We start from the raw sequence: 12,761 nt of genomic DNA, 5'->3' as shown, positions 1-12,761 counted from the left end.
TACCATCCTGCTTGTCTTTTCGTCCGTCCTCTGTGTTGCGACAACAGTGACATAGTTAGACTATGCGCCTGATGTCGCGCCTTGATGACGAACGAAAATCCGGCGCAATCTGGTATGCCATTTTCCGGCAATCGCCTAAGGTCTCCTCACGGAGGTTGTGGAACTATTATGCTTTTCGCATGCCACCATCGCGCGCACGAGGGAATTTGTCAAATTGATCAACGGGATCAGACTCGATTGGTCTGCTTTCGGAGCGGGTGAGAGGCGGATTTTCTATCGCCCCCTCGTGGTTTCGGGCTGGCTGCCCTATTCAGTTGTGGTTCAATCCTGTCCTTGAAGTGGTCGCTGCCCAGCACCCAGGCCTTGTTGGTGGCGTCTCTGATCTCGGCCAGTGTCTTCTCGGGGATGCGCGCTTTGAACAGGGCACGATAGGCTTTCTGTCTCGCTGGTTCATTCCTGCCGAGTGACTGGTACAGTGTGTGAGGGGTGATCAACTTATCGGGTTCTCCCAATGCATTGCGCCGATAACTCGACCAGGGGTACTCACCAGGATGCTCGACCATACCTTGGGCGCGCACCGGATTGAGCTCGATGTATCGGTAACAGGTCAGGGCATAGGCTTCACTGTCGATCAATGCGGCCTTGAAACGGCCTTCCCACAAGGTGCCGGTACGTTGATAGCTGTAGTTGAAGTACTGGACGTAGTAGCGCCCCAGCATCTGGATCGCCTTGGACAGGCTGTTGTCCTGGTTTGGCGTGATCAGCAGATGGACATGATTGGTCATCAGCACATAGGCATGCAGGTCGCAAGCGTGCCTGTCACAGGCCTGTTTGAGTTTTTCCAGATAGAATCGATAGTCTTCGTTGGCATAGAAGATCGGCTCGCGGTTGTTGCCGCGAATGACGACATGCTGTGGATGTCCGGCCAGAACGAAACGGGGTAGTCGAGCCATGCAGGCAGTCTACCGAAGTTGATGCTGCCTATCAATCGAGTCTGACCCCATTGATATGAAGCCTGTTATGCATAAAAATATCGCCCGAGACCCTTTACTGAGCCGGCAGACAAGATGACCACCATCAGTCCGTATTTCGATATCAAGACCGATTCCCGCGGAAACCAGCACATGGAGGTGTACCTGGATGGCATCGCTCTACTGCGTCTCGTACTCAGCAACAAGGGAACGGCCTTTACCGAGGAAGAGCGGATCGCCCTGGGGCTGGACGGACTGCTGCCCCCGCAGGTCAACACGCTCGAGCAACAGGTCGAGCGGGTCTACCGGGGTTTTCTGCGACAAAGCGATCCCCTGGCGAAATACCAGTACCTGCGGGCGCTACAGGAGCGGACGGAGATTCTGTTCTATGCCCTTCTGGAACGTCATCTGGAGGAGATGCTACCGATCGTCTACACGCCTACGGTCGGGCAGGCGGTACAGGAGTTCAGCTACCTCTACCAGAACCCGCGCGGTCTGTCGCTGTCTCCCATCAACATCGATCGGGCGAGGGAGGTGACGCACAACTACCCATGGCACGATGTCCGCATGATCGTGGCGACCGATTCCTCGGCGATTCTCGGGATCGGCGATCAGGGGTACGGCGGGCTTGCCATCGCCATTGGCAAGCTGGCCCTCTACACGGTAGGCGGGGGGGTGAGTCCGTTTCATACCATGCCGGTCAAGCTCGATGTCGGCACCGACCGGCTTGATCTCATCAATGATCCGTCCTATCTCGGCATCCGGCAGCGCAGGTTGCGCGGCGAACCTTATATGGCCTTTGTCGATAAGTTCGTCGCGGCGATCCGCGCCCGCTGGCCGAAGGCCATCATCCAGTGGGAGGATTTTTCGAAGGAAACGGCGTTTACCCTGCTTGGTCGTTACCGGGACGAGTTGCCCTCCTTCAACGACGACATCCAGGGTACCGGTGCGGTGGCTCTGGCGGGGATCCTCTCGGCGTGCCGGATGAAGGGCGAGACCCTGGAAGATCAGCGCATCGTCGTCTTCGGGGCGGGCGCGGGCGGCATCGGCGTCGCCTGGGCCATACACGAAGGCCTGATGATGGACGGGCTCAGCGAGAGGGAGGCACGCGAGCGGATGTTCGTCGTGGACTCCCGCGGTCTGCTCGTGGAGGGCCGCAAAATGGAGCCGTACAAACAACCCTATGCACAGCGCAGGGAGAGCCTCGCCGACTGGCGTTTCGAGGGCGATGTGCCTAACACCCTGGAGGTGATACAGAATTCGCGCGCCACGGTGTTGCTGGGCCTGAGCGGCCTGGCCGGAGCGTTCAACCAGCCGATCGTGAACGCCGTGGACCACAACACGGCGCGGCCCATCATCTTTCCGCTTTCCAATCCGACCTCCGTCTGCGAGGCACTGCCGGAGGATATCATCGGTTGGACCGAAGGTCGGGCGATCGTCGCGACGGGGAGCCCGTTTGCCGACGTGCTGTTCAACGAGCATAGCTTCCCCATCGGCCAGGGTAACAACGCCTTCATCTTCCCCGGTCTGGGCTTCGGTTCGATCCTTTGCGATGCTGCCAGGATCACCGACCGGATGGTCCTGCAGTCGGCCTGCGCACTGGCAGACTACACCGCGGCGAGACACCTCGAGTCCGGCCTCATCTACCCGCCGGTCAAAGAACTGCAGGAAGTTTCGGTGCGGGTGGCGGCAAGGGTCATCGCCACCGCCCTGGAGGAGGGGGTCGCGGGTAAAACCCATCTCGAGGGACTGGATCTCGACGCATACGTGCGCGGCAAGTTCTGGGTCGCGCAGTATCTTCCCTTAGTCAGGGGTGCGCAGCAAATCGATGTCTCGCACGGGGTCGGATAGCGACTTGCGTCACCGCGCCGCCACCATGATCCGCGATCGTCGTGCCTGACTGGGACGGTGTGTGCAGGGCCATCGGCCGGGTCACCGGGCGCGAGACCACGCCGGCAGGGGCGGTCTCGCTCGGTGGCGGCTGTATCAATCAGGCATTTCGTCTCTCGGCAACCGATGGTCGGTCATGGTTCGTCAAGGTCAACGACGTCGCACACCTGGGTATGTTCGAGGCGGAGTCCGCCGGGTTGCGCGAACTCGCTTCGACCGACGCCATCCGCGTCCCCGAGCCGGTCTGTTGCGGTACCGCGAACCGGCACGGGTTCCTGGCGATGGAGTACATCCCTCTGCGTCCAGGGGGGGATGCCGGGGAGCTCGGTCGGAGGTTGGCCAAGATGCACCATACCAAGGCAGGGATGTTCGGCTGGGATACCGACAATACCATTGGTTCGACCCCACAGATCAACACACCCGGCAGCGACTGGGTGGCGTTCTGGCGCGAGCACCGGCTGGGGTTCCAGTTGCGGTTGGCGGCAAGCAAGGGATATGCCGGTGCACTGCAGGAAAAGGGGACCCGCCTGATGGAGCGGTTCCCTGCCCTGTTCGATAGCTATGACCCGCAACCGTCGCTGTTGCATGGCGATCTCTGGGGCGGGAACTGGAGCTGTGACGAGCATGGTGAACCGGTGATCTACGATCCGGCGGTGTATTACGGCGACCGGGAGGCCGATCTGGCCATGACCGAACTGTTCGGCGGGTTCGGCGGGGACTTCTATCACGCGTATCGAGCCGGGTTCCCCCTGGATCCGGGTTACCCGCTGCGCAAGACGTTCTACAATATTTACCACGTACTCAATCATCTCAATCTGTTCGGCGGAGGCTATGGCGCCCAGGCCGAGGGCATGATCGACCAGGTGCTTTCCCGGCTATAGGCCGGAGACCGCACAGGGGTTCAGCGTTCGGCGCCCATTGCGATGGCACGTTCGCGCGTCAGGTCCGTGGCGCGACGGCGCAGCGCGGCATCGCCAGCGTCCAGCCAGCTGCAGATATGCCCGTCGACGATGCGCTCGAGCGCATCCACGTGTTCGGTCGAGTCGTTGAGGGCGGGGATGTAGTGGAACTCCCGTCCACCGGCGGAGAGGAAGATCTCACGGTTCTGCATATCGATCTCCTCCAGGGTTTCCAGGCAATCCATGGAGAATCCGGGACACACGACGTCGACCGAGGACACGCCTTCCGCCGCCAGCGCGCCCAGGACATGGTCGGTGTAGGGCGCTAACCAGGGGTCACGCCCGAAACGGGACTGGAACGCCACCCGCCATTGACCCGATTCGAGCTTCAGGGTCTCCGCGACCAGGCGGGCCGTCTTGTGACACTGGCAGTGGTAAGGGTCCCCTGCCGAGAAATAGCGCTGCGGGATCCCGTGAAAGGAGAAGATCAGGCGCTCCCCGCGCTCGTGGGTACGCCAGTACGTCTCGATGCTCGAGGCGAGGGCGCCAGTGTAGGCGGGATCGTCCGGGTATCCGTTGACGAGGCGCAGCTCGGGTAGCCACCGCCACTGTTTCAGTTCGTCGGCCACGGCATCAAAGACCGATGCCGTTGTGGTGGCGGAGTACTGGGGATAGAGCGGCAGGACGAGAAGCCGGCGGGCGCCGGCCTCACGCAAGGCCCCCAGCCTGTCGGGGATCGACGGGTTCCCGTATCTCATCGCCGATTCGATCCGTACCGTATTCCCGTGCCTGCCGGTCAGGCGGTCCGCAAGGGCCTTGGCGAGGCGGGTCGAACCGGCGACCAGTGGAGAGCCCGAGTCCGTCCAGATCTTCTGGTAGTTCCGGGCGCTGCGGGCGGGACGGAAATTCAGGATAATCAGTCGGAGGATCAGCCACCACAGCCAGCGGGGCGTCTCGACGACCCGCGGGTCCCAGAGGAACTCACCGAGATAGCGTTTGACCGCCGCGCGGGTCGGCGCGTCGGGTGAACCCAGATTGACCAGCAGGATGCCGGTTACGGAGGGGGCGTCGTGGGCGAAACCCTTAGTCGCTGTATAACGTGTCATCTGCCGTTCGATCCTCAAGGTTTCGCCGGCCTGCCCGGATGCGTTCGCTCTGCTCGGGCGGGCCGGCTACCAGCAGCCCGAAAGCCGCGCATCCGGTTCAGTCGGACTGTTTCAGACGATCGTGCAGCGGACTTGAGCGGGGGAAATGCGCAAGCAGGAACTCCATCTGGTCATTCAGAACACGACGACCCTTCAGATAGACGTATTCGGCGTGGGTCGGGGTAAACGGTACGGCCAGCAGTGCCATCCCGGCCTGCTCGGGTGTGCGTCCCGCCTTGTGGTTGTTGCAGCGCTTGCAGGCGGTAACCACATTGTTCCAGCCGTTCGAACCGCCCTGACTCAGCGGCGTCACATGATCGCGGGACAGATGGTTGTGCGTGAAGCGATCGCCGCAGTACAGGCAGAGGTTGCCGTCACGCCGGAACAGGGTGCTGTTGTGCAGCGGCGGGGTGTAGGGCTGCCTTACCGTGCGGTTGTTTCCCCGGGTCGCGACGATGGCGTTGACCCGGATGACGCTGCGGCCTCCGGTCCTGGCGTTGGTCCCGCCGTGAAGGGCATACAGCAGCGATCCGCAGGCATAGGCGACCTGATTGGCATGATAAAGCCGAGCGGCTTCCCGGTAGTCGATCCATTCGACGGGCATGCCGGAGACATCGGTTCTCAGTACCTGCTGAATCAGTTCGTACACGGTAGACGACAACCCCCGCGGTCGGGAATGCGTGCGCAATGTACCTGTTTTGGCCTTAGTTATGCAACGCTAGCATGCCGATCAATCTGGGTGTCCATCGCCACGGATCCCGGGTCGCTCTACGCCGCCACCGCCCCTTTGTGGCTGCCGCTGGTGTGCTTTTTTTGTGTGGCGTTTGCCTGTGGGATTCTCGGGGGAGGAAAACCACCTGTTCTTCGCGGACAACACCCGAATTCTTTATGGAGACGGCCAGAAGATGGCCACCGAACCGATCAGCGGTGTCAAGACGCTGGGGAAGTCGGTCTCCGGCGCCCTTCCGGTGGCCGGAGTGGTCTATCCGAGTTCACCGCGAGGTGGTCCCACCCCCTTGGTCCCTGGCACGTCCCATGGCCGCGCTCGTTCGGGCGATGAGCATCTCCGCGTAGTCGCCGGGCACCATTTCGGCGACGCCGATCGAAACGGTGAACGCCGGCATCGGGTCGCTGTTGCGTTGCGGATCGCAAAGCCGGCTCGATGCCTCGCGTAGCCGGTGCGCTACCCGTTCGGCCTCGTTGACATCCGCGCCGGGCAGGATCGCCATGATCTCCGCACCCTCGCATCGGGCGGCCATGTCCAGGGTACGGAGTTCCACCTCGATGGCCGTCGCCAGTTCCCTCAGCGTCTGGTCCGCCGTCGAGTGTCCCCAGATCGCGTTGTATCTACCGAATCCGTCCACAGAGAGGGCGAGCAGCGACAGGTGTCGGTTGCAGACCACGCAACGTGACATCTCGAAGGGCAGCGTCTCGTTCAGCCAGCGAAGGTTGTAGAGGTCCGTCAGTGGATCGGCATACGCCTCGCGGCGATACTTCTCCTGCATCTGGCGCGAATAGAAAACGACATTCGTGACGTTGAGCAGGCGCCTGGCGAACAGTTCCAGCAGTTGTCGGGCAAAGGACGGGTCGCGATCGATGAAGCCCCAGAAAGCTTCCCTAGGGATCTCGAGCAGCAGGGCGCGTGTCTCCGCCTTGACGATCGCACTGGTGGGCTGGTCTCCGATGATGGACATCTCGCCTACCGTCTCACCTTCACGCAGAACGGCCAGTGCAAAGTCGTCTTCCCGCAGGTGTATTGAGAGCCGCCCTTCCAGGATGACATAGATCCGGTCGTTGGCCATCCCACGTTGCAGAATGATTTCGCCGGCCTCGACCTCGCGTTGGCTGCAACGGGCCAGCAGGTCGTGGTTGCGCTCCAAATCCAGCCTGCCGAAGAGGCTGAGACGCGTCAGCGAGGCGATATTGACCTCGTCCCGGTTCTCGATCTCGACTTGCACTGCCTGTTGGTTGTTGTTCGGCATCTCGATGGGATACTACACTAGAAATTTTCCATGTGCGTAGTCAGGTCGTAGATCGACGCAGTGTTTGCCCTGTCCAGCCGTTTTCTCGGCGGCTCGTACATGGGAGGATAGCGGGAATTTTTCCTTCTGCCCGAAACATGTCGGCATCCTGCATTGCCAGTTCGGCATTCCCTGAAACGTGTCCCTGTCAATGCCTCTTGCGGCCTGCCCTGGCTGTTTATGCACATCGGTTTTGCATGATGTCCGGATGGTTTGTTGCGCCGGTTCCTGATCTGGCATTCACACCATTAAGGTTATAACTCATTGAATTATAAGCTTATAAAGAGGTGTATATTTTTTACCCAGTTTGTGGAAAACATTGTAGAAAGCGCGAACCTGGCCGTTACGCTACAAATTGCGCACAGAGTTATCCACAGAAGTTGTGGATAACTCTATTTTTTGATGAAGAGATTCTGACTTGGTGAGCCAAAGAAGAAATCACCTCAGGTCGGTCGTGTAGACCGGAAGCGCCTGGTGCCCTCGGTTATCTACTATCACGTCGCCCTGCCCGTACCGCTTGGTGACCACTTCGACTATCTGGGACCGCCCGGACTGCAGGGGATGAGCCTGTCCGACGGTGTGCGTGTCAAGGTTCCCTTCGGGCGCCGTACCCTGGTCGGAATGATCGTCGGAAGTAGTGCAACCTCAAACGTACCTCCCTCCCGTCTCAGACCGATCATCGAGGTTCTCGACGATACCCCACTCTGTACTATGGGGATGCTGTCGTTGTTACGGTGGGCCGGTCAGTACTATCGTTACGCCCTCGGCGAGGTGATCCGGACCGCGCTTCCGGTGCGGTTGAGAAGCGGATTGAGCGTCGCTGGTGCAGCCGAATCTCGTTGGTATGCCAGGGTCAGGCAGATGCCCGGGCACCTTGACGAACGCGCCCCGCGTCAGGCGGCGGTCCTGACGACCCTTCTGAATCGCGGCGATATCGGCGCGTCTGCGGTGGTGTTGAACTCGGAACATGAAAGGTGGCGGGACGCGATGCGGTCCCTGGTCGAAAAGGGTCTGGCCGAACGAAGCAAGCAAGCCCCTACGGGGGGACAGGATATCGGACCTGTCACCCCGCAGCGGGTGTCTCTCAATTCCGGGCAGGTCCACGCGGCGGAGGTCATTCAGCGCGGGCTGGGACGATTCGCGCCGGTGTTGCTCGATGGTGTCACGGGAAGCGGCAAGACCGAGGTCTATCTGGCGGCGATCGAGCAGGTCGTGGCGAGCGGTTGTCAGGCATTGGTCCTCGTGCCCGAGATCGGGTTGACGCCACAACTCGTCGATCGGTTCTCTGCTCACCTGGGTGCGATACCGTCGGTCATACACTCCGGATTGAGCGATACCGAGCGTCACTGCGCATGGCGCAAGGCAGCAGCCGGGGAAGCCCGGGTTGTGATCGGCACCCGGTCTGCCGTGTTCACCCCCCTTCTGCGGCCTGGGATCATCATCGTCGATGAGGAGCACGATCCCTCATTCAAGCAGCAGGACGGGTTTCGATACCACGCCCGGGATGTCGCGGTCTACCGGGCGAGGCTCGAAGGCGTACCCGTGGTCCTCGGTTCCGCTACGCCCTCGCTGGAATCGCTGTCCAATGTTGCTCGTGGCAAGTACAGCCGTGTCGTGTTGTCGCAGCGCGCGGGCTCCGCGCGTCCGCCCAGTGTGTCGATTATCGACACGCGACGACACAGGACGACGGACGGTGTGTCGGGGCCGTTGCGGGAGCGAATCTCGTCTCACCTGGAGCAGGGCGGACAGGTTCTGCTTTTCCTGAATCGGCGCGGGTTCGCGCCCGCGTTGTTGTGCGAGGATTGCGGCTGGGCCGTCCCGTGTTCCCGCTGTGATTCACACCTGACCCTGCACGCCGCCCAGTCGAGCATGAGCTGCCATCACTGCGGTGCGAAGCGAAACGTGCCCCGGCACTGCGAGGCCTGCGGCAGTAAGGAACTCCGGCCGGTGGGCCACGGAACCGAACGGGTCGAGCAGGCCCTTCGCCAATGGTTTCCGGATGTTCCCCTGATCCGTATCGATCGCGACACCACGCGTCGTAAAGGTGCCCTCGAAGGATACCTCCGTGCGATTCGTTCGGGTAAGCATCGCATCCTGCTAGGTACGCAGATGCTGTCCAAGGGGCATGATTTTCCGCTCGTCACCCTGACCGGGATTCTCAACCTGGACAATGGCCTGTACGGCACGGACTTCAGGGACGCCGAGCGTATGGCCCAGCTCGTCGTGCAGGTCGCGGGCCGGGCGGGTCGGGCCGACAGGCCTGGGGAGGTCCTGCTGCAGACTCACCAGCCAGACCACCCCCTGATACAGTCGCTGCTGCACAGCGGCTACCCGGGCTTTGCCCGGGCCGCGCTGGCCGAGCGTGAGGCGGCTGGTCTGCCACCGTTCAGTCACATGGCGTTGCTCCGGGCCGAGGCGGCGGGGCGGGAAGAACCTATGCGCATGCTGGAGGCGGTCCGTGACGGCGTGTCGATCGTGGAGACGTCCCGGGTGAGGCAGTTAGGGCCCGTACCGGCCGCGATGGAGCGCCGGGCGGGACGTTTTCGGGCGCAACTGATGGCCGTCGCGCCGAGGCGGGGAGAACTCGAACCGGTGATCGATCAATGGCTGGCAGGATTGCAGGGACCGGGAAAGGGACGCAGGGTCCGCTGGTCTCTGGATATCGACCCCACCGATGTCCTGTAGGATGCCGAGGGGTGGCGGAGCCGGGCCTTGTGTCGGCGAATCGTCCTTAGGCGATTTCTGTCAAATGACATACCATTCTGCTTGTCTTTTCGTCCGTCCTCCGTGTTGCGACAACACTGACATAGTTTGACTATGCGCCTGTTGTCGCGCCTTGATGACGAACGAAAATCCGGCGCAATCTGGTACGCCATTTTCCGGCAATCGCCTTAGGCGATTTCTGTCAAATGACATACCATTCTGCTTGTCTTTTCGTCCGTCCTCTGTGTTGCGACAACACTGACATAGTTTGACTATGCGCCTGTTGTCGCGCCTTGATGACGAACGAAAATCCGGCGCAATCTGGTACGCCATTTTCCGGCAATCGCCTTAGTCCGTTTATTATTGCGTGCGGCGGATCGGGGGCGCCGCGGGCGGGAGCGGTGCCAGGAACAGGGGTAAACGTATTGAAAGACGAGATCGGCAGGGACATCGAAGACGCGCTGCGGGAACTGCGGGCTGGGGGGATCGTGCCGGAGGAGGTCGATGTGTCCGTGCAGGTGACGCGTACGCGCGACCGGTCGCACGGTGATTTCACCAGCAACGTGGCAATGATGCTGGCCGGGAGATGCACTCGGCGCCCTCGTGAGCTGGCGCAGGCGATCGTCGACGCACTGCCCGCGAGCGACCGCATCACGCAGGTCGAGATCGCCGGCCCCGGGTTCATCAATTTTCACCTGCGTGAGGGTGCAAACCTGGAGGTCGTCGACGACATCCTGAACCGCGGCTCGGCCTACGGCCGCAGTAACGTGGGTCAGGGCCGCGCCGTTCAGGTCGAGTTTGTGTCGGCCAACCCGACCGGCCCGCTGCATGTCGGGCATGGTCGCGGGGCTGCCTACGGTGCGACGGTTGCGAATCTGCTGGAGGCCATCGGCAATACAGTCCACCGTGAGTACTATGTCAACGACGCCGGCCGGCAGATGGACATCCTCGGCACCTCGGTCTGGCTGCGATACCTCGAGCTGACCGGTGAAGAGCTGGCCTTCCCGTCGAACGGGTATCAGGGTGACTACGTGTGGGATATCGCGGCCACCTTGCACCGGGACCATGGCGAGGCCTATCGCCGGCCGGCGGAAGAGGTGTACTCGGGACTCCCTCCGGATGCCCCGAAGGGAGACAAGGAGACGCACATCGATGCCCTGATCTCGGCTTCGCGCAAATCGTTGGGCGACAATCGATACCGGTTCGTGTTCGAACTGGCCCTGAACACCATCCTCGACGACATACGTGACGACCTTGAGCGCTTCGGCGTGGTCTATGATACCTGGTATTCCGAGAAGGGCCTGGTGGACCGTGGTCTGGTCACCAAGGCCGTCGAACGCCTGCGCGAAGCCGGATACCTTCACGAAAAGGACGGCGCGCTGTGGTTCGATTCGACTTCCTTCGGTGACGAGAAAGACCGGGTCGTGGTCCGGGAAAACGGACAACACACCTATTTCGCCTCCGATATCGCCTACCACATGGACAAGATCGAGCGGGGATACCAACGGGTGATCGATGTCTGGGGTGCGGATCATCACGGGTACGTGCCACGGGTCCGGGCCGCCCTGGAGGCCCTGGGCGACGACGCCGGGAAACTGGACGTGCTGCTCGTGCAGTTTGCGAATCTTTATCGCGGCGGCGAGAAGGTGCAGATGTCGACACGCTCCGGCGAGTTCGTCACCCTGCGACAGTTGCGTAAGGAAGTCGGGAGTGACGCTGCCCGCTTTTTCTACGTGATGAGAAAGTGCGAGCAGCACCTGGATTTCGATCTCGACCTGGCGACCTCGCAGTCCGCCGACAATCCCGTCTACTACATTCAGTATGCCCACGCCAGGGTCTGCAGCGTGATGCGGCAACTCGAAGAGAAGGGACTGCCATACGACCCGGCAGAGGCCAGACTCGAGCGGCTCACGGAGGCGCATGAAAAGGCCCTGTTGGACTACCTGACGCGCTACCCGGAGGTTGTGTACGCCGCTGCGAAAGGACTCGAACCACATCTGCTGGCAAATTTTCTGCGGGAACTCGCCAACCGGTTTCACACCTACTACAACGCGCATCAGTTCCTGGTGGACGACGTGGCGCTACGCGCGGCGCGACTCAACCTGATCAGGGCGGTGCGCCAGGTGATCGCCAACGGTCTGGGCATACTGGGTGTGTCCGCTCCCGAGTCCATGTAGGGCAGCCCATGTCACGCGACGGAAAAGGTTCGAATCGAACAGACACGGGGGGGACCCCCCCCTGGGTATGGATGCTGACCGGTTTCGTGCTCGGCATCGTCCTGTCCCTCGCGGTGTACCTGAAGGGTGGAGGGAGAATCGACGGGTCCGGTACCGGGGACGGCCGGGCAGCGGTGGATGAGACAGGCGGGGACACTGCCCGTCGCGATTCCTGGATATCCGGCCTATTCGCTGTCTTTCGAAGCCCCGGAAACCGGGGGACAGAGCGGGGGGAAACCGGGGCGGTGCACCGGGATTCGGCCGAAAGTGCCGGAGACAGGCGGGACTTCGAGTTCTATACCCTGCTCCCGGACCTCGAGGTCACGATTCCCGACGAGGGTGGTACGCCACTTGCGCGTGATCCGGTCAAGGCGACCCGAAACGAACTGGATTCGCGTGTGGCCCCGAGTCCCGACGATAGCGGTCGTTATATGCTGCAGGCCGGGTCCTTCACGCAGTTCTCCGAGGCCGATGGTCTCAGGGCACGTCTCGCGCTGATCGGTGTGGAGGCCAGTATCAGGGAAGTGACGGTGGGCAATACGGTCTTCCACCGTGTGCGCGTCGGGCCGTATCGCGACTATTCGGATGCGGCCAGGATCCAGAAAATCCTGAAACACAACAGGGTGGAATCGCTATTGATGAAATCCGGGGGATGACTGCCCCAGGGATGTCCGTACGGACCACAACACAACGCCCCGCCACCATGTGGTTGGCGGGGCTCTAAAAGTGGAATTCTGGACGGACTTAGGCGATTTCTGTCAAATGACATACCATCCTGCTTGTCTTTTCGTCCGTCCTCTGTGTTGCGACAACAGTGACATAGTTCGACTATGCGCCTGATGTCGCGCCTTGATGACGAACGAAAATCCGGCGCGATCTGGTATGCAATTTTCCGGCAATCGCCTTAGTTGGTTAG

At 61.4% G+C, this 12,761-nt stretch carries 9 protein-coding genes; 5 read left to right on the top strand and 4 right to left on the bottom strand.

The annotated features are described in order from the left end of the window. Positions 1–227: 227 nt before the first annotated feature. Positions 228–953, bottom strand: coding sequence for a transposase (locus LJE91_18175; protein MCG6870584.1), 726 nt, complete (start codon positions 951–953; stop codon positions 228–230). A 114-nt stretch (positions 954–1,067) separates the two neighbouring features. Between LJE91_18175 and LJE91_18170 the strand changes: the two genes are divergently transcribed. Together LJE91_18170 and LJE91_18165 are read left to right on the top strand one after the other, a co-directional pair. Continuing rightward, positions 1,068–2,822: an NAD-dependent malic enzyme gene (locus tag LJE91_18170; protein MCG6870583.1), complete on the top strand. Its 1,755-nt coding sequence runs from the start codon at positions 1,068–1,070 to the stop codon at positions 2,820–2,822. A 41-nt stretch (positions 2,823–2,863) separates the two neighbouring features. Next, complete coding sequence (locus LJE91_18165; GenBank protein ID MCG6870582.1) at positions 2,864–3,742, top strand: fructosamine kinase family protein; 879 nt, start codon at positions 2,864–2,866, stop codon at positions 3,740–3,742. A 20-nt stretch (positions 3,743–3,762) separates the two neighbouring features. Here LJE91_18165 and hemH read toward each other — a convergent pair whose 3' ends face one another. From hemH to LJE91_18150, 3 genes are all read right to left on the bottom strand, one after another. Next, positions 3,763–4,866, bottom strand: coding sequence for a ferrochelatase (gene hemH / locus LJE91_18160; GenBank protein MCG6870581.1), 1,104 nt, complete (start codon positions 4,864–4,866; stop codon positions 3,763–3,765). Between the two features lie 97 nt (positions 4,867–4,963). Further along, a complete protein-coding gene (locus tag LJE91_18155; protein MCG6870580.1) occupies positions 4,964–5,509 on the bottom strand; it encodes an HNH endonuclease in 546 nt (181 codons plus the stop codon). Positions 5,510–5,897: 388 nt separating this feature from the next. Beyond that, positions 5,898–6,887 carry a GGDEF domain-containing protein gene (locus LJE91_18150; protein MCG6870579.1) on the bottom strand — a complete coding sequence of 330 codons (990 nt, stop codon included), beginning with the start codon at positions 6,885–6,887 and terminating at the stop codon, positions 5,898–5,900. 513 nt (positions 6,888–7,400) lie between these two features. Here LJE91_18150 and LJE91_18145 point away from each other — a divergent pair. From LJE91_18145 to LJE91_18135, 3 genes are all read left to right on the top strand, one after another. Next, positions 7,401–9,611: a primosomal protein N' gene (locus LJE91_18145; protein ID MCG6870578.1), complete on the top strand. Its 2,211-nt coding sequence runs from the start codon at positions 7,401–7,403 to the stop codon at positions 9,609–9,611. 443 nt (positions 9,612–10,054) lie between these two features. Beyond that, complete coding sequence (gene argS / locus LJE91_18140; GenBank protein MCG6870577.1) at positions 10,055–11,806, top strand: arginine--tRNA ligase; 1,752 nt, start codon at positions 10,055–10,057, stop codon at positions 11,804–11,806. Between the two features lie 71 nt (positions 11,807–11,877). Further along, positions 11,878–12,501, top strand: a complete 624-nt coding sequence (locus LJE91_18135) for an SPOR domain-containing protein (GenBank protein MCG6870576.1) — start codon at positions 11,878–11,880, stop codon at positions 12,499–12,501. Positions 12,502–12,761: the final 260 nt, after the last annotated feature.

The organism is Gammaproteobacteria bacterium (assembly GCA_022340215.1).
GTDB lineage: Bacteria > Pseudomonadota > Gammaproteobacteria > JAJDOJ01 > JAJDOJ01 > JAJDOJ01.
The sequence above is the reverse complement of the archived record's forward strand: the minus strand, read 5'-3'. Positions and strand labels throughout refer to the sequence as shown.